General features: G+C 72.5%; 14 protein-coding genes. 5 read left to right on the top strand and 9 right to left on the bottom strand.

Annotated features, from left to right (window positions below; genetic code table 11):
- Positions 1-29: 29 nt before the first annotated feature.
- From JNK12_08640 to JNK12_08620, 5 genes are all read right to left on the bottom strand, one after another.
- The gene (locus tag JNK12_08640; GenBank protein ID MBL8775984.1) at positions 30-3,416 is read right to left on the bottom strand and encodes an IgGFc-binding protein; all 3,387 of its coding nucleotides are present in this window, start codon (positions 3,414-3,416) and stop codon (positions 30-32) included.
- A 176-nt stretch (positions 3,417-3,592) separates the two neighbouring features.
- Positions 3,593-4,156: a hypothetical protein gene (locus JNK12_08635; GenBank protein ID MBL8775983.1), complete on the bottom strand. Its 564-nt coding sequence runs from the start codon at positions 4,154-4,156 to the stop codon at positions 3,593-3,595.
- A gap of 43 nt (positions 4,157-4,199) precedes the next feature.
- Complete coding sequence (locus tag JNK12_08630; GenBank protein MBL8775982.1) at positions 4,200-5,036, bottom strand: DUF455 family protein; 837 nt, start codon at positions 5,034-5,036, stop codon at positions 4,200-4,202.
- Positions 5,033-5,707 (bottom strand): hypothetical protein, encoded by a 675-nt coding sequence (locus JNK12_08625; GenBank protein MBL8775981.1) that lies wholly within the window; start codon positions 5,705-5,707, stop codon positions 5,033-5,035. The genes JNK12_08630 and JNK12_08625 overlap by 4 nt, the downstream gene beginning before the upstream one ends.
- A gap of 177 nt (positions 5,708-5,884) precedes the next feature.
- On the bottom strand, positions 5,885-6,526 hold the full coding sequence (locus JNK12_08620) for an HAD-IA family hydrolase (protein ID MBL8775980.1): 642 nt from the start codon (positions 6,524-6,526) through the stop codon (positions 5,885-5,887).
- Between the two features lie 229 nt (positions 6,527-6,755).
- Here JNK12_08620 and JNK12_08615 point away from each other — a divergent pair, with 229 nt between their 5' ends.
- The gene (locus JNK12_08615; protein MBL8775979.1) at positions 6,756-8,027 is read left to right on the top strand and encodes a hypothetical protein; all 1,272 of its coding nucleotides are present in this window, start codon (positions 6,756-6,758) and stop codon (positions 8,025-8,027) included.
- Between the two features lie 374 nt (positions 8,028-8,401).
- On the opposite strand, the gene JNK12_08610 is transcribed toward JNK12_08615, so the two are convergent.
- Positions 8,402-9,799 carry an HNH endonuclease gene (locus JNK12_08610; GenBank protein ID MBL8775978.1) on the bottom strand — a complete coding sequence of 466 codons (1,398 nt, stop codon included), beginning with the start codon at positions 9,797-9,799 and terminating at the stop codon, positions 8,402-8,404.
- 222 nt (positions 9,800-10,021) lie between these two features.
- Here JNK12_08610 and JNK12_08605 point away from each other — a divergent pair, with 222 nt between their 5' ends.
- On the top strand, positions 10,022-10,201 hold the full coding sequence (locus JNK12_08605; GenBank protein MBL8775977.1) for a hypothetical protein: 180 nt from the start codon (positions 10,022-10,024) through the stop codon (positions 10,199-10,201).
- Between the two features lie 127 nt (positions 10,202-10,328).
- On the opposite strand, the gene JNK12_08600 is transcribed toward JNK12_08605, so the two are convergent.
- The gene (locus JNK12_08600; GenBank protein MBL8775976.1) at positions 10,329-12,902 is read right to left on the bottom strand and encodes a hypothetical protein; all 2,574 of its coding nucleotides are present in this window, start codon (positions 12,900-12,902) and stop codon (positions 10,329-10,331) included.
- 168 nt (positions 12,903-13,070) lie between these two features.
- Positions 13,071-13,538 (bottom strand): hypothetical protein, encoded by a 468-nt coding sequence (locus JNK12_08595; protein ID MBL8775975.1) that lies wholly within the window; start codon positions 13,536-13,538, stop codon positions 13,071-13,073.
- Between the two features lie 297 nt (positions 13,539-13,835).
- Between JNK12_08595 and JNK12_08590 the strand changes: the two genes are divergently transcribed.
- From JNK12_08590 to JNK12_08580, 3 genes are read left to right on the top strand one after another with little or no spacing between them, the layout of a single operon-like run.
- Positions 13,836-14,462, top strand: a complete 627-nt coding sequence (locus JNK12_08590; GenBank protein MBL8775974.1) for a TetR/AcrR family transcriptional regulator — start codon at positions 13,836-13,838, stop codon at positions 14,460-14,462.
- 55 nt (positions 14,463-14,517) lie between these two features.
- Complete coding sequence (locus tag JNK12_08585; GenBank protein ID MBL8775973.1) at positions 14,518-15,042, top strand: hypothetical protein; 525 nt, start codon at positions 14,518-14,520, stop codon at positions 15,040-15,042.
- Between the two features lie 5 nt (positions 15,043-15,047).
- Positions 15,048-16,277: an amidohydrolase gene (locus JNK12_08580; GenBank protein ID MBL8775972.1), complete on the top strand. Its 1,230-nt coding sequence runs from the start codon at positions 15,048-15,050 to the stop codon at positions 16,275-16,277.
- A 7-nt stretch (positions 16,278-16,284) separates the two neighbouring features.
- Here JNK12_08580 and JNK12_08575 read toward each other — a convergent pair whose 3' ends face one another.
- Positions 16,285-18,021, bottom strand: a complete 1,737-nt coding sequence (locus JNK12_08575) for a SpoIIE family protein phosphatase (protein MBL8775971.1) — start codon at positions 18,019-18,021, stop codon at positions 16,285-16,287.
- Positions 18,022-18,163 lie beyond the last annotated feature (142 nt).

Here is an 18,163-nt window from a genome sequence, read left to right as displayed (position 1 = left end):
CTCGATCCGTGGTCGAGGGTTGGGCCGTCTCAGCGCAGGCGGCGCTGCAGGGCGAGACCGGCGGCGATGGCCAGCGCCGCGGCCCCCAGGAGCGGGGCCACGCGACCGGCACCGGTGCCCGGCAGGCGCTCGAGCAGCCCGCCGCCCGGGCCGTCTCCGGCGGCCGCGCCGTCGGCCCCCACCGCCGGCGGCGCCGGGGTCACCGACGTCGTCGGCCCCGGCGTCGTCGTCGTCGAGGTGCTGGAGGTCGTGCTGGTCGTGGTCGTGCTGGTCGTGGTCGTGCTGGTCGTCGTGCTGGTGGTGGTGGTGGAGCTGTCGACGGTGGCCGACGCCGTGGCGCTCGCTCGCACGGGCTCCGCCACCGCCTCGCCCCCGGCGCCCACCGGGGAGGCCGAGACCGCCACCTCGTTGACGATGTCGCTGTCCAGGGGCGGGCTCACGCAATCGATCGGCGGGCTGGTCGCGCCCGCTGGCAGCACGCCGGGGAGGACGCGGTCGCACGCCGGCACGGTGTCCGAGTGGACGGCGACCTGTCCGAGCGCGGCCTCGCCGGTGTTGGCGACCACGATGCGGAAGCTCGCGGTCTCCCGTGGTGGGACCACCGCCGTGTCGACGTAGTCCCCCGACCCTGGGTGGCGCACCTGCACCTGCACGCCCACGGCGGCCACCTGGAGCAGGGCGGTCTCGTGCACCTCCGAGCCCGGCACCGGCCCGAAGGCGGTGACGCCCCGGGCCACGCCGTCGATCACGAGGCCCTGGGCGCCGACGGTGACCGTGCACGTGAGCTCCCACACCTCTCCGACCTCGAGCACACCCGGCACGCCCACATCGCCCGCCACCAGTGCCGGCGGCGCATCGCACCCCGAACCCTCGACCTCTACTTCACTGATGTCCACGTCGCCCGCGTTGGCCACGGTGAAGCGGGCCGTCGTGGTCGCGCCCACCGCCAGCACCACCGGCACCCCATCGTTCGTCCCGGGGCTGCCCACCACGTCGTCGGCATCGAGATTGCTGCCGGTGAAGGGATCGAGGGCCTCGGTGAGCAGGGTGAGGGCGGGGCCCACGACGCTCACCGACGCCGATGCCTGTGCCTCCACCGGGTCGAGGCCCGGCAGGGGCTCGCCCACGGGATCGGCGGGTACGGCCCGCGCGGTGGTGCTGCTCACCACAGCACCCGTGACCCTCGACTCGAGGTAGAGGGTTGTGGTCTCCCCCGGATCCAGCCCGTCGAGGCTGCCGGAGAGGGCGACGAGGTCGGCCTCGGTGACGCCCAGTGCCGGGTCGTCCAGGGTCACGTCCGCGAGCCGGGTGTCGCCGGCATTGGTGACGTGGAAGCACCAGGTCACGGGGGCGTCGACCACGGTGGTGAGCGAGGGTCCCCCGACCCCGCAGGTCGCTCCCCCGTCGTGGCCGGCGTACACCTCGGTCGTCAGCCACAGGTCGGGTGCGACCTCGTCGACCACGGCCGAGTCGCTCGCCTCGGCCTCGGCGACGGGGAGCGGCGGTCCGGTGGGCGACAGGGCCGGCGCCGTCACGTAGACGGTGTTGACCACGTCGCCGCCGACCGTGGCCTCGTAGGAGAGGCCGACGGAGTCGCCCGGCTCGAGGCGGGCGAGGTCACCGGCCAGCGGGAGATCGAGGTCCGCCTCGTCCACCCCGAGGTCGGGATCGGCGACCGACACCGGCCCGACCGCCACCTCGCCGGTGTTGGTGACGAGGAAGCAGAAGGTGACCTGGTCCCCGCTGACGCCGACGACGACCTCGCCTCCGTCGTCGCAGCCGGCGCCGCTGTCGTGGCCGCGGTACACCGTCTTCTCCACCGACACCGTCGGGGTCGGCTCGGGCACCGGCGCCAGGGCGGCCCCGAGGTCGAGCGCCGGGTTCTGCGCGTTGAGCCCGGGCACCTGACCCCAGGCGGCGACGAGGCGGGTGCCGTCGACGGTGAACAGCTGGGCGCCGGTCATGTCGGCGTCGCCGGTGCCCTTGGTCCCCGTGGAGGCGCTCGGCGTGGAACAGACGGGCGCGCCCCCGTCCGCCACCACCCGGGGCACCAGCGCCGTCGCCGGGCAGGAGAAGTCGTAGCGGCGGCCCCCCGGCGCGACCGACCCACCGGTGCTCGGGTCCCCGTCGCGGTCCACGTAGACGGTCGTGGTCGCTGCCGCCGCGAACCACACGGGGTTGTAGTTGGCGGTGCCGTTGGCGGACCCCGGGCCGGAGGGGACGATCACGCTCGACGTGAGCTCGTCCTCGGGCACGAGGGGGACGCCCCAGTTGTAGGCGGCGCTCGAGTCGTTGGCCACCTCGGGGGTCGTGATGACGAGGAGGCCGGTGAAGGGCCGGCCAGGTGCGGAGAAGCGGGCGCCGACATCGCTGGACAGCAGGAACGAGCTCTGGCCGTGGGCCGGGATGCTCACGGTGCTGGTGGTGGCGTTCGACCGCTCGACAGTGACCGTCAGGGCGCTGCCCAACGGGTTGTAGAGGAACGCCCGCACCACCTCGTTGGAGTTGTTGGTGGACGTGACGGGGGTGACGTAGCGGTCGGACCACGAGGTGGTCGGCGCGAGGTCGAACAGCCGCCCTTCGTAGCCGGCGTCGACGTCGCCCGCCGCGAGGTACACCGCCACGGGTCGGTTGGTGATCACGGTGTCACCGAGGTGCAGGCCACCGTCGACGAGGTGGGCCTCGCCCTCGTCCAGTGTGACGGCCGGGCCACCCGCGACCGTGACCGTGGTGGCGTCCTGCGTCGCCACCACCACCAAGCCGGTGTACTCGAACGGCGACGCGGTGGGCGTGCCCGAAGGGAACGGGGCGTCCTCCCCGACCGGGAGGGTGAACGAGGTTCCCTGGTGAGCCACGTCGGGCACCGCGCTGGACCCGCCGTGCACCGCGCCGGTGGTGGCCGGCCACCCGCCGGCGGTCACCGAGACGGGCTGTGACGACACGACCTTGTCCCCGCCGTCGTGGTACGGCCGCCCGGCCCCCACCGGATCGAGCGAACCGATGAGGCCCAGGTCGACGGTGTCCGAGAGGTCGAGGACGCCGCCCGCGCCCAAGGTCGTGACCTCGGTGGTCGGACCCGGCGCCCCGAGGGGATCGACGTCGTAGCCGTCCTCCCAGTGGTCGACGGCCACGCGGGTCCCGGACCGGGGTGCGGCGGCCGCGGCGATCAGGCGGATGGGCTGCGACGGCACACCGGACTCCTCGCTCGAGAGGATCGTCCAGAGCTGGTCCGCTCGGTACGGGAGGTAGTGCACCTGGGGTTCGGGCGGGACGAGGCCCGGGGGCGCCCCGGGCGTGCGGTCGGCCTCCGAGGGCGGCAGGGTCGTCGTCGACGGGGCCGGCGCCGTCGGGGTCGGTGTCGGACCCACCGGGAGGGCACTGCCGGGGGCGGCGGCCGTCGCGAGCGCTACGCCCACCACGGCGAGGGACGCCCCGGAGGCCCACGCTCGCCCACCCCGCGTCCTGCTCCGCACGCGCGCTCCCCGGATCGCCCCGACCCCCTCGGCCGCACCCTAACCCTGGGGCCGGCGGGACGCGAGCACCCCCCGGTCGAGCGCAGCGGCCGCCGGAGCAGGACCGGTTCAGGCCCCGCTCAGGGCTGGTTGGCGGTGCCGAGGGCCTCGTCGGAGAGGGCCCGAAGGTCGGCGAAGGTGAGGCCGTCGCCGGACCAGAGACGCTCGAACACGGCGTCGGCCCGGTCGGTGAAGCCGTGGCGGTTGCGGAAGTGGTACAGGCGGCGCTGGCGCTGGTCGGCGTAGCGGTAGCCGAGCTGGTCGAGGCGGCCGGCGCTGTAGGTCTCCCAGGCGTTGGCCAATGCTGGGTCGAGGGGCTCGTCCAGCGGTGGCGCCCCGAAGGCCGGATCGAGGCGGTCCGACGCCTGGAGGAGCAGACGTCCGATCACGTTCTGGGCGCCGGCTGGCGAGAGCTGGCGGGGCCGCTTGGGATCCTCGAGGGCCCCGCTCTCGATGTTCAGGGTGACGGGGTCGAGCGAGGTGACGACGGCCCAGCCGAGGGGCGACCCCTCGTTGACGTCGAGGTGCACGTCGGCGTCGGCGTCGATGCCCACCTTGGGGAGCAGGTCCTCGGCGATGGCCGCGATCTCGTCGCGGTCGAAGCCGACCAGGGAGAAGGTGTCGGGCGTGACGATGACGGGCATGGGGGGGGGGTTCCGGTGTCGGCGGTCGGCGGTCGGCGGGGGCTCAGCCCGCGGCGACGTCGGCCGCGAGCGCCTCGGTGCGCGCCTGGGCCTCGCGCAGGGCCTCGTGGGCGTCTTCGGCGATCTCGTCGATCTCGGCGTCCTCGAAGCCGGCGAGCTCGCGGAAGCGCCGGGCCAGCTTGACCGGGCTCTCGTCGTCCTCGCCCCGGAAGCCACCGAGGGAGAACAACTTGTCCACCACACGCTGGAACTCGAGCGCGTTCTTGCGCCGCTCGGGGTCGTCGGCGGTCAGGCGGCGCAGCCAGTCGGATCCCATCTTCACGTGGGTGACCTCGTCGGCGAGCATCCAGTCCTCGCAGAACTCGAGGACGGGGTCGCCGGCGGCGTCGCCGAAGTCGCGCATGGTGTTGAACACGTCGATGGCGAGGCCCTCGAGGGCCCGGTTCACGCCGGTGAGGCGCAGGACCGGGTCGGGGTTGCAGGCCGCCTCGTAGAGGAAGGTGCCCTCCGAGAACTCGCCGATCTCGGTGCCCATCCAGTCGCTGAGCTTCACCGAGATCTCGCAGTGACGGGCCTCGTCCCAGCACTGACGAGCCATGTCCAGCTTGAGGGCGAACGGCGCCTCGTCCCGGCCGTCGCCGGTCTCGAAGTCCCAGCACGTGCGGCCGGCGCCCTCGAGGGCCTGGATCTCGCCCACGAAGATGCCGTGCATCAGCGACCGGGCCGCGTCCGACGCGTCGGGGCGCTTGGGGGTGAGCTTGGCCTGGGTGCGCATGGCCGTGTTCTTGATGGAGCGCGGGTCGTTGATGCGATCCGTGAGGGGCACGCGGACGAAGCGCTCGTCGCGGGCCAGGTCCTCGACGGGGAGTGTCTTCCTCATGAGGGCACCTGCTCGCTTTCGTTCTCGATGGGGGCCAGGACGGGGGTCCCGATGGAGCCGGGCCCGGCGATGCCGCCGGCGGCCAGCAGCAGCTTCTCGAGCTCGGCCTGGCGATCGGCCGCCCGCTGCACTTCCTCGGGGGTCTCGATGAGCGACTGGATGAGCATCTCGCCGTCACGCCAGTCCTCGAACTCGTCGGCGAGGGCGAACTTCAGCGAACGAACGGTCGGCGCGTCGGTGATCGTGCTCGTGTTGTTGAGGTGGTACGTGTAGGCCGCGATCTTGTGGGGGATGAGCACCCGGTAGACGCCCACCAGCTTCTCGATGGTCAGCTCGGGGGCCTCGGGCTCGGTCATGGCGTCCACGAAGGCCACGAGCTCGTCGTTGGGCGGCACGTTGAGGCGCTCCTGGTTCATCTCCCGCAGCTCGGGCAGACGCTTGTGCCAGAGCTCGGCGTGCCAGGCGTGGTGGTAGGTGTGGGTGCCGAGGCGGAGCTTCACGTCGAGCTCGGGCACCGTGGCGACCCAGCCGCCCAGCACCTCGAACGTGCGCATCTCGATCCACTTGTAGTGGCCGACGCGCTTGGCGCTCTCCTCGACCGTGAAGGCGCCCGGGAGCTCCCGGCGGTCCCACGGCGTGAACGCGGCCCGGGGCCGCTTCGGATCTGCCACTCGTCCCCCTGACGTGCGCGAAACGATCTCCCCGCAGCTTAGGGGGTCGGCGTCGGACCTTGTTGACCGGGCGGTCAAGTTCCGCGGGCGGGCCCTGTGTGTGGCGCTGGTGCGGATCGGTGGCCGTCGCCACGGTGTCGGCGCCGCCTCGGGTCCGGGCGGCGCGGAGGCCGGCCGTCAGGTCCCCAGCAGCGCGTCGAGGTCGGCGAGGGCCTCGTCGGGGTCGTCGACGAGGAGGGCCTGGAGGCCGGCGGCCTGCGCCCCGGCGACGTTGCCCGGGTGGTCGTCGAGGAAGACGGCGCGGGCGGGGTCGACCCCGCCGAGCTGCTCGAGGGCGAGGTGGAAGATGGCGGGGTTGGGCTTGCGCAGGCCGACCGCGGACGAGTCGATCACCACATCGAAGAGCTCGTCGAGCGGCACCTTGGCACGCCACTGCTCGCCGGCCTCACGGATGTTGTTGGTGATGAGGGCGGTTCGGTAGCCGGCCGCTCGCAAGGCCCGGATGCGGTCGACGATCTGGTCGTACACCGGCAGATCGGCCATCAGCGTGCGCAGCCGGTCGAAGTCGAGGGCGAGACCAGCGGCGTCGGCCCGGGCCTGCACGTCGGCGACGTAGGCCATCAGCTCGATCTCGCCACGCTCGAGCTGGTGCATCGGGTGGTCGGTGTCCCGGTCGTAGGGGCCGAGCATGAACTCGAGCACCTCGTCGTGACTGAGCCCGTCCTTGTCCCCGATGCCCCCGATGGCCGCCCACGGCGACCCCGTCAGCACCCCGGTGAAGTCGAACAGCACCGCCTCGACCACTCGCTCGTCGCCCACGTCGGCAGCCTCGCCCCCGCGCCCGGCCCCCGGCAACTCGGCCGTGGGCTCGGACTGCCGGTCGGGACCTCGCGGCGGGTTCGGCCGGGCGTGAGCCGCGGGCCGGTCGCCGACCTGCGACGAGCGTGCAGACGTTCACCGCAGCGTCGCCGGGCGGCCACCGCACGCAGGGTCGGCGGTCACCGGGCCTTCCTAGGTTGCGCGCATCCGACAGCCCTGAGGAGGGTCCATGCGCAGCACCGTCCGTCGATCCGCATCCATCACCGCGGTGGCCCTGGCCGCCGGGCTGGTGATCGGCGCCGCCCCGAGCCCGGCCGGGGCGGGCGCCCGGGCCCCCGTGGTCGACTTCGATCCGGTGACCCGTTACACGGTCTCGGGCGCGGTGGCCGAGATCGTCGCCGCCACCCCCGACGGCGGGACGCTCGTCTACACCGACTCCGAGACCGCCGAGATCGGCTTCGTGGACATCACGGACCCGGCGCTGCCGACCGAGCTCGGCACCCTCGCCATGGGCGGGTCCCCCACCTCGGTGGCCGTGACCCCGGACGGCGACTTCGCGCTCGTCGCCGTCTCCAACACGAACGAGCTCGTCGTGGTCGACGTGGCCACCCGCACCGCCGTGCACTCGATCGCCCTCGGCGGCCAGCCCGACGCCGTGGTCGTGAACAAGAGCGGCCGCTACGCCGCCATCGCCATCGAGAACGAGCGCAACGAGGACGTCGACGGCGGCGCCATGCCCCAGGACCCTGCGGGCCTGCTCACCATCGTCGACCTCGTCGGCGACCCGGACGAGTGGACCACCCGTGACGTCGCCCTCACCGGCATCGCCGACCGCTTCCCCACCGACCCCGAGCCGGAGTTCATCGACATCCGGGCCGGCATCGCCGCGGTGACCCTCCAGGAGAACAACCACATCGTGCTCGTGCGCCTGTCGAGCGGCGCGATCGTCGCCGACTTCTCTGCCGGTACCACCACGCACGCCGCCGACCTGACCGACAACGCCACCGTGAGCTTCACCGAGACCCTCACCGACGCCCGCCGCGAGCCGGACGGCATCGCCTGGACACCACTGGGTCGGCTGACCACGGCGAACGAGGGCGACTACGACGTCGACCTCACCCCTGGCCAATTCGTGGGCGGACGCAACTTCACGGTGTTCGGTCGTGGCGGCGGCGTCCGCTGGGAGCGCGGCGCCAACCTGGAGCGCAAGGCCAACCTGGCCGGGCTCTACCCGGACAGCCGCTCGGACGCCAAGGGCGTCGAGCCCGAGGGGGTCGAGGTGGCCCGCTTCGGCGGCCGGACCTTCGCCTTCATCGGCGCCGAGCGGGGCGACTTCGTGGCCGTCTACCGCCTGGTCGGCCCCGAGGAGGCACCCCTCTTCGTGGAGATCCTGCCGACCGGCGCCCGGCCCGAGGGCCTGCTCGCCATCCCGGCCCGTGGCCTGTTCGTCTCGGCCAACGAGGACGACGGCACCATCGACGTCTTCGCCGCCGACACCTGATCACCCCACCTCGCCCCCCGGCGCCGGGCATCCCCCCTTCTCGGCGCCGGGGCGGCGGCCCCGTGCCGACTGAGCCCCCGACGCACAGCCGCGACTCACGGCGCCACTGGGACAGTCGCCACGAACACCAGCGAGACGCCACGAGACCGCGGCCGCATGGGTGATCGCGAGGGGTGCAGACGCCTTCGATGAGCTCGGCAGTACCGACGGCCAGGCGCAGACGGCGAGAGCTCCTCGGTTCGCTCCCGACCGGGCCCGCGGGTCGATTCTGGCTCGGCTCGGGTCGCTCCCAGGCGGTAGCGGGACACCGGCCGGCTCAGGCCCGGCACGCGATCGGGACGTAGACCCCGCTTCGGTCGCGTCGCCGCCCGCGCTCAGGCGGCGTGGGATTCGGGCGGGTCACCGGGCGGTCCACTGCCCTCGGGCACACCGCCGTCGCGGTCGGGTTGCCACCACTGCTCGGCAGGCGGGAGCAGGGCGCGCTTGCCGGTCCCGGGTTCGAGCTGCCAGCCGTCGTAGGTCTTGAGGCGGTGGTCGTGCGGGCAGAGCCAGTCGAGGTTGGCGAGCTCGGTGACCTTGATCTTGGCCCAGTCGACGCGGTGGTCGACCTGGAGGTGCGCAGTGGCGTTGCACCCGCGGCGGCTGCAGCCGATGTTGAGGAGGTCGAGCACGACCTGTTGGCGGGCGGACGCTTGGCGGCCGAAATGGGTGACGTTGAAGGCGTCGACGCCGTTGGTCACGACGAGGTCGATGGCGGCTTGGGGGAGGAACTCGAGGAGGTCGGCGACGGGAATGGGGCCGAGGCCGGCGACGTCGCACAGCTCACCGGGTTGGGTGGCCCCGCGGCGCACGGCGCTGATGTCGGCCCGGAGGATGAGGCGCACCTGCGGCGGGCGGCCCGCCTTGGCCGGCTTCTGGCCTGAGGCCGCCGGCGAAGGGGCAGGGGCTGGCGTCGGCGCGGAAGGCGCGGAGGGCGCGGAGGGCGCCGCACCCCCGGTCCCGTTGGGGTTGATGGGCGGGTCGGGCTCAGGCGCAGCGGCGTCGCCGGCACCTTCGGACGCCGCGGGTGTGTCGGCGAGCCCGAGGAGCGCTGCGAGGGCGTCGTAGGCGTAGGCGTCGGCCCGTTCGCGGCGGCCTTCCGCGCGGGCCCGGGCGAACTCGGCGTCCAAGTAGGGCTTGAGGTGGGCTTGGAGGCGCACGACGAACTCGGCCGGCCCGGTGAAGCGGCCCCACCCTTCACCGGTGGCCGACGTGCCGGTGCGGAACGAACGGTTGCGATGGGCGGCCTTGCGGCGGGCCTCGTCGTCGCCGAGCGCGGCGGCCTTGCGGGACTTCGACTGGCGGGACAGCTCACCGAGCGACCCTTGACGGGCGGTGTCGAGCAGCTCTTGTTCGGCCGAGGGATCCGCGGCGGCGCCATCGGCCACGGCCTTGGCCTGATCGGACGACAGCTCGCCGTTGCGAACGGCGTCTTGTGCGTCGGGCAGCTCGCGCAACCGCTTCGAGCATGCGAGGTCGGCCTCGGCATCGCGCGTGGACTGGCCGGTCTGCTTGGCCAGCCACTCGGCGGCGGAGCGCTCACCGGACTGGCCGAACAGCGAGGCGTTGTCGACCCGCCGGGCGAGCAGGAGGCGCAGCCCGGCGGCCGCCTTCTCGATGGCCGCCAGCAGCTCGATGGCCCGAGCGGCCTGGTCGACCGTGAGGGTGTCCGGATCGAGGGTGCGGGCCACGGCGGCGAGGTGCGCCTTGATGGCTCGAAGGATCCGGAACATGTGTTCGATGATATCCGGCGACATATGATGTTTCAACTGATACCAATGGTTTTTCAGTTATTTCACACTCACTGCGCCGGTGGTGGTCACGGGATCGCCCCAGAGCCCTCCTGTACGCCCAGGTGGGCCGACGGTCGCCCCATCCGGATCCCCGACCGCACGTCTCCACCAGGTGGCACCTTGGGCGATACGCGTTGGCGCTCAATCGAGCAGCATTGGCTCATGACGTCGAATGGGGCGCTGACTCGTACGTCCATCAAGCGAGGCATCTCACTCGAACAGGCGGCCGAGGGGCTGCGCGCCGTGGTGATGGAGGGCGAAAGGGTGGCCAACGGCGCCGCCGGTCGCGGGCTCACCGAGCTCCGGAACGACTACCTGCGAGTCAAAGGACAAGAGGCCTGAGACGGTCCGACAGGACCGGGAGCCATGGCTCGGTCCCGGTCGGAGTTGAAGGAGCCGACCGACCCAGATCGGGCGAGCGCGCGGGTCCTGAGGACGGCCGCGCCACCGCCGGCGGACCGCCCGCCGCCTAGAACAGGCGGTAGGAGATGTTGCGGGCGGTCGTCGTCGGGGCGAGGCCGGCGGCGTCGAGCAGGGTGGGGGCGAGCAAGGCAGAGACGCTCGCTGCTGTCCCGTTCGTGGCGATGCCGGCGCAGCCGGTGCCCGCACACGTCGGGCCGACCGTGACGGTGAGGGTCTTGCGGTCTCCGCTGAGCGCCAGGGGCGACGCCGCGAACGACGCCGAGGAGTTGTTCGTCGAGAGGTAGTTGTTCGAGCCGGTCGAGCGGGCCCCGTTGAAGAGCCCGGCAATCGTGATCGTGTCCGAGCCGCCGCCGTTGGGGTCGGTCATCGTCACCGTGGTCGACGCCGCCGGGGTGACCGCCGCGCCGAGGGCCTCGCTCATCAGCACGGAGAGCGTGTCGCCCGGCTGGATGCGACCGACGATCGACCCACCGGTTCCGGAGAGCCCCACGGGAACCGGCCGGGCGCCGTCGGCGGGCGCCCGGGCCGCGAACGAGCTCTGGTTGCCGGCGGCGTCGCGCACACCGGTGGCCGCCGGCGCCAGTGCGACGGTGAACGCGCCGACTGCGGTGTCGGCCGGGCCGTTCGGGCTGCCGAGCGTCAGCCGCATGGTCGAGCCGCTGCGGGAGGCTCCGGTGAGCACGCTCCCGGAGGGGACGCCGACCAACGTCCACGGGGTGGTACCGGCGCTGTAGGCCGACAGGGTCTCCGAGAACACGACGTTGACGCGGTCCACGATGCCGTTGTTGCCGGCGGCGTCGAGCATCGTCATGGTCACCACCGCGGGTGCGGCGGCGTCGGTGACGGCCGTCGCCGTGTAGCTGGCCTGGTTGCCCGAGGGGTCGACGGCGCCGGCGGCATTGGCCGCGAGCGCGATGGTCCACGACCCGACCGCGGTGGTGAAGGTGGTGCCCTCGTTCAGGTTCAGCGTGGCGGTCGAGCCCCCGACCGAGACCGATCCGATGCCGGTGCCGGTCGGGGCACTCACCATGGTCCATGGCACGGTGCTCGGCGAGTAGGCGCCGAGCGGCTCGCTGAAGACCACGTCGACCCGGTCGAACTTGCCGTTGGCGTTCGCGTCGAAGCCCCGCTGCGAGACCCGCACGGGGCGGGCACCGTCGAGCGGCGTGCGAGCCGAGAACGACGTCAGGTTGCCGGCCGTGTCACGGATGCCGGTCGCCGAGGGGGCCAGGCCCAAGGTGAACGAGCCGACCGCGGTGTTGACCGCGCCGGCGCCCTCGGTGAGGTTCAGGGTGGTCGCGGTCGAGCCTGTCGTGGCCGTCACCGACGAGAGGCTGCCCGCCGACGGGATGTCGACCAGGGTCCACGGCGTGTTGCCGGCCGAGTAGGCGGCGATCGGCTCGGACCAGGTCAGCGCCACCCGGTCCACCCGGCCGTCGACGTCGGCGTCCTGCATGATCGGGCTGTTGACCGGCGCGGGCGCGGCCCGGTCGGCCGGCGCGGTGGCGCTGAAGGACGAGCGATGCCCGTTGGCGTCACGGACGCCGCCGCTCGTCGCGGCCAGCGCCACCGTGAAGGAGCCGACGGACGTGCTGGCTGCCCCTGGCCCTTCGGCCAGGGTCAGGGTGGCGGCGTTGCCCGCCACCGACACCGACGAGAGCGTGGCGCCGGACGGGGCGTTGGCGACGGTCCAGCCCGTCGTACCGGCGGTGTACGGCGTGGCCAGGGTCTCCGAGAAGGTGGCCACCACCTGGTCGACCTTGCCGTTCTTGTTCCCGTCGAACATCTGGAGCGTCGACAACGTCGGCGGATCGACGATGGTGATCGCGGCGCTTGCCACGCTGCCGCCCGAGCCGACCACGAACACGCTGTGGGGGGAGTCGTTCGTGCCCGCGGGGACGGTCACCGCGATCGAGCCGTTCCCGCCCGACCCGGCAGTGGCGGGGGCGCCCGAGAGCACGGTGCCGCTCGGGCTGTCGAGGCGGTAGGTGATCGGCTCGTTCGCGAGGAAGTTGCCGAGCGTCCCGTTCAGGACGACCGGCAGGCTCGCGATGGGGATGGTGGTCGACGAGGAGAACGTGAGCGACGGGTCGCCGACGGTCACCGGCGCGCCGAACGGGCTCTCCTCGCCGTTCCAGCCGGCCTGGAGGGGAGTGATCGTGTAGCGCCAGATCCCGGGGGGGACGCTGGTCTCGACGCAGCTGAGCGCGGTGATCATCGTCGTGCAGGTGGTGGTCATCGTGGCCGGCGTCGTGCCGGTGGAGGGGTAGCGCTGGAGCCGGTATCCCTGGACGGGGGCCCCGCTGGTCAGCGTGGCCTGGTCCCAGCTGACCGTGACATCCCGGCCCGTCGCCACTGCGAAGGGGATGTCCCCTGCGGGGAGGGTGTCGGCGTCGACGCGGCCGCTGCCGCTGGCGTCGGCCACCCACTGCGCCCAGGACTGCTGCGGGACCGTCGCCATGGCCATCAGCCACGCCAGGACGACGACGGCGACCGCCCGCCCGACTCGACGCTGGCGGCGAGTCGATCGCCTCGCCGCGCGGGCCCGCCGGTGCCGTGCCCGGGGCGGTTCCTGGTCGCCGGCGGGCGAGAGCAGCGAGACGAGCGGATCGGTGAACACGGGGTGCTCTCAGGGTCGACCGACGCCGCGGCGGGCGCCGGGAACGGCGAACGCCGCCACCGAGACCGCTCCGGAGAGCGGCGATCGGTGGCGGCGTCCGTACGTGCCCATGGAAGGCGTCAGCCGAGCGGGACCGGAGCGGGGGATGCCGCTCCGGCCGAGCTCAGATCAGTCCTGCGAGCCCGTGAGGGTCAGGGCGATGGAGAACGTCACGCCCTGGCAACCGTCGGGAGCGCCGGAGTCCATCGAGACGACGTTGGCGATGGACTGCGCACTGCTGGTGGCGTTGGCGCCGACCGAGAGCGACAGACCGGTCGCCGAGGAGGCCGTCACGTTGGTCGAGGGGCAGGCCCCAGGGTTCGACGAGGTGATGGCACCCGGCGTCATGGAGTCGAAGGTCACGTCGTAGGGGTTGGTGTTGGTGAGCGTGAAGTGGACGTCACCGTCGTTGAAGCCGGGGTACAGGTCGGCCGTCCCGGTCGTGGCGTTGACGGTGATCGTCTGGGCGGTGAGGGCGCGTGCGTTGCCGCTACCCGTGCCGTTGGCCGTCCAAAGGGCGACCGCCAGGCCCGCGGTCAACATCACCGTGAGTGCGATGACCAGGGCGGCCACCTTGTTGCGGGTGCGAACTCGCATCGTGCTGGACCTTCCTTCGAGGGAGTCAGGGGCGCCGACGGGTGCCGGCGTGTAACCAATCGGCCCGGGGACTGGTGCAAATGAGCCAATCGCTGACCAATGAGTCAGTGGACCCATTGGTTGCACTGACTTCCGGGTCAGCGAGGTGCTGCAATCGGCGCCTGGTTGGGCCTTTCGACCCAGGCCGCCCCCTGGTTTGGGGGTCAGTCGGTCCGCCGACCGGTCGATACACACCTGTCACACTGAGGCCCTGGCGGGCAGGACACCGACGAATGCAACCAGCCTGGGAGGCCGACCTTGCCCGCATCCCCTGACCGTTCCGGGGCGGAGACACGCCGCGCCATCATCGACACCGCGGCGCGGGTCTTCCGCAACAAGGGCTACGAGACCGCCACCCTCGGCGAGATCGCCGAGGAGCTCGGCATCACCCGCTCCGCGGTGCTGCACCACTTCGAGTCCAAGGAGGCCCTCCTCGCCGAGGTGCTGATCCCCCTCGTCGCGGCGATGGACGGGCTGCTCGATCGTCGGGAGGCCGCCGGACGGCTCACGCCCCGCACCCGCCGCCCCTTCCTGGTCGAGCTCGTCGACATCATCTGCGACCACCCGGACGCGGCGGCCATCGCCGCCTTCGACGCCAGCATCCGCCATCGCATGGACGCCGGGCACCAGATCGACCAGCGCGGCGCTCGCTTCGCCCGTCTCGCCACCGTGAACCAGGACGACCCGCAGGCGGCCACCCGGGCGTTCTGCGCCCTCGGGGCCATGCTGCGGCCGGTCTACACGCCGCCCGGGATCGTCGACTTCGACGATCCCGCCGTGCGCCAGACCATCGTCGACTGCGCGATGGCGGTCTACAGCACGGCGCCGAAGGCGAACCACCGCGGTGCGAAGCCGGCGCTGGTGGCGCCGGCGGCGACTTCCTAGCGGCGGTCGCGCCTCGCCGGACGGCGCCTGCCTGCGGCGCGGGTAGGTTGCCGCAATGGGCGCTCCCCCGTCACCGCGGGTCCCGGGCCTCGAGCACCGCCTCGTGCGCCACGACGACGAGACGCTCCCCTGGTTCGCCGTGCGCAGCCAACGCAACGCGGACGGCTCCGAGTCCCACGTCTGGGAGCGGTGGGTGGCCTTCTCGGTCGACCCGCTGTACCTGGCCCTGCAGGCCCGATGGGATCCCGGCATGATCGTGCGCCGCCACGGCCACCACAGCCCGCACACCCTGCAGGTGCTGGCCGGCTCGTTCAGCTGCGACGGCGTCGAGCTGGGTCCCGGCGACCACCTCGAGCTGCCCCTCGGGGCCTCCTTCGGCCCCTTCGTGGCCGGCCCCGACGGCGTCGAGCTCTACGAGGTGATGCTGGGCGACCCCCGCTCGTGGAGCGACGAGCCCGAGGCCCTCGCCGCGGTGCTCGCCGAGCACGGCGTCACCGTCCTGCCCGACCCGCCCATCGAGCTGCCCGCCGGTCTCGAGGACCTGCGTGCGGTCTTCAGCGCCAAACCTGAGCAAGGATGAACCCCATGACCGGTGACGTTCCCACCCCCGCCGAGGCCGACCTCCCGCTCATCATCTCCGTCGACGACCACGTGATGGAGCCCAAGGACCTCTGGCAGCGCGAGCTGCCCGCGTCGATGCGCGACCGGGGCCCGAAGGTGGTCACCGAGCGGGTCAAGCTCGAGTTCGTGGGTGGCCACTACGGGTTCTCCCGCGACGTCCCCGACGGCGACTGGTGCGACCTCTGGCTCTTCGACGACCTGGTGACCCCCACCGGCCTGCTCCATGCGCCCGCCGGCATGCCCCGCGACGAGCAGCGCAACGTCCCCGCCACCTACGACGACTTCCGCCCCGGCACCTACGACCAGACCGAGCGGCTGGCCGACATGGACCTCAACCACGTCGAGGCCGCCATCAACTACCCGAACATCTTCCCCCGCTTCGCCGGCCAGGGCTTCCTCGAGCGCGAGGACAAGGACCTCGCCCTCGCCTGCCTGCGCATCTACAACGACTGGATGATCGACGAGTGGTGCGGCGGTGCCGGCAAGGGTCGCCTCATCCCGCTCACCCTCGTCCCCCTGTGGGACCCGCAGCTCGCCGCGGACGAGCTCCGCCGCTGCGCCGCCAAGGGCAGCCACGCCATCGCCTTCAGCGAGAACCCGTCCAAGCTCGGGGTCCCCTCCATGTACACCGGCGAGTGGGACGTCCTGTGGGCCGCCGCCGAGGACACCGACACCACCGTGTCGATGCACATCGGCTCGTCCTCGTCGATGCCGTCCACCTCACCGGACGCCCCCCTCGCCACCTCCATGTCCCTCTACGCCCAGAACGCCCAGGGCTCGCTGGCCGACTGGGTCTTCTCCGGCACCCTCGAGCGCTTCAGCGACCTCAAGATCGCGTACGCCGAGAGCCAGGTGGGTTGGATGCCGTTCCAGCTCGAGCGCATGGACGCGGTCTGGGCCGACGGCCGCGGCGGCGTGGGCGGGCCGGTCCTGCCCAGCGAGCAGGTGAAGGGCCGGGTCTACGGCTGCGTGTTCGACGACCTGCACGGGCTCAAGTGCCGTGACGACGTCGGCGTCGACATGATCCTGTTCGAGACCGACTACCCGCACTCCGACGGCACCTTCCCGCACTCCCGCAAGGTGGCCCACGAGCTCTTCGTGGCCGCGGGCATGGACGCCGACGAGTGCCGCAAGGTGCTGCGCACCAACGCCATCGCCGCCTACGGCCTGGACCGCTTCGGCCTCACTGACTGAGCGTCGCCTACTCAGGCGACGGCGACACCCGGAGCACGAGGAGGGCGATGTCGTCCTCGCGCTGTTCCAAGGGCAGGATCCCGGCCAGGGCCAGGTGGATCTGGTCGGCGATGTCCTGGGCGCCGGCGGCGCCGCGGGCGCTCGCCGCCACGAGGTCGAGCACCTCGGACTCCGCGAGGTCGTGGGGCGGGGCCACGTCGGACACCCCGTCGGTGTAGAGCACGAGGGTGTCCCCGGGGGCCAGCTCGAGGGGGACCGGGTTGATGCGCACCTTCTCGAACACCCCGACGAGGGTGCCCGGTTCACCCACGAACGACGCCTCGCCGTCGGCTCGCACGAGGACGGGCAGCGGGTGACCGGCGGACGCCACCTCGACCGAGAAGCCCCCGTCGGTGCGGCGCACCCCCAGGTAGGCGGCGGTGAGGAACCCGTCGGTGCCCGCCTCGTGCATGGCCCGGTTGAGCCACCCGAAGATGGCGCCCGGGTCGTCGCCCCGCCACGCCGACTGCCGGATGCTGTGGCGGGCCATGCTCGTGACCGCCGCGGCGGTCGGGCCGGTGCCGCACACGTCGCCCACGACCGCCCCCCAACCCTCCTCGCTGGTGGGGAACAGGTCGTAGAAGTCGCCCCCGACCTCGGTCCCCTCACCCACCGCCCAATAGCGCACGGCCGCATCGATGCCGGGGATGTCCGGTAGACGGTCGGGCAGCAGGCTCTGCTGGAGCGTCGTCGCGATCACGTGCTGCTGCTCGGCCAGCCGGCGGTTCTCGATGGCAGAGGCCACCCGGCTGGCCAGGGCCTCGGCGAGCGCGAGATCGTCCTGCGTGTAGCGGCGCCGGGAACCCGTCATGACGAACTGCAGCGCGCCGATCACCCGGCCCCGCTTGACCAGCGGCACCCCGAGCGCGCTGCGCAGGGCGAGCTGAGCGACGAGGCGGCGTTCGTCGTCGCTCGCGTCGAACGTGTCGAGGACCTCATCGTCGATGTCGGGGAAGAACTGCGGCGCGCCGGTCCGGATGACGGCCGGCACGCCGACCTCGGCGTCCGGGTCGTACGGATAGCGGTCGGCCAGATCCTGGGCGAAGGCCACCATGTCGGGGTCCACGTGGTGGGTCGCGACCTCGGGCACCTTGGCGGTCGCGTCGGTCAGCACGTGGATCGAGCACCAGTCGGCCAGGCGCGGCACGACCGCCCGTACGACGCCCGCCATGATCTCCTGGGTCGTGGCGGCGAGGCCGATGGCCTCGTTCACGCCGGCCAGCAGCTCGAGACGCTCCCGATGGACCCGTTCCTGGGCGGCAGCCGCCTCCTGTTCGAGGCGGCGCTCGGCAACCGGCGTGTTGTCCCGACTGCAGCCGATGGCCCCGGTGACGGTCCCGTCGGGGCCGAAGGTCGGCCGACCGGCGCCGGCGATCCACCGCTCGGTGCCGTCGGCGAGCACGACGCGGTGCTCCACCCGGTAGCCCTCCCCGGTGCGCATGGCCTCGTCCACCGCCGCCAGCGTGACGGGCCGGTCGTCCGGGTGGAGGGCGCCGACGTAGGACTCGAAGGTGCCGTCGAAGGTCCCCGGCTCGAAGCCGAAAAGCTCCTCCATGCGCTCGTCCCAGACCACCGTTCCGGTGGCGCGGTCCCACCGGAACGTGCCGAGGCCGGCCGCGTCCAGGGCCAGCCGGAGATGCTCGGCGAGGTCGTGGACGTCCTGATCGGGGCGGCGGGTGCTGGGCAAACGGTTCTCAGCACTCATCGCAGCCTCGGCAGTCGGCGCCTCCCGTGTCGGCCCGGGGAGCGGAGGACCCCAAGCGTATCTCCGCTGGTTGACAACATGTCGTTGCTTGTCTGTATGTCACCAATCGGTCACAGCGCATGGGCTCCCCCTACCCCGGCAG

The sequence above is a fragment of the Acidimicrobiales bacterium genome, assembly GCA_016794585.1.
Classification (GTDB): domain Bacteria; phylum Actinomycetota; class Acidimicrobiia; order Acidimicrobiales; family DATDAH01; genus JAEUJM01.
Note: the sequence above shows the minus strand (reverse complement) of the source record. Positions and strands in the feature narration are given on the sequence as shown.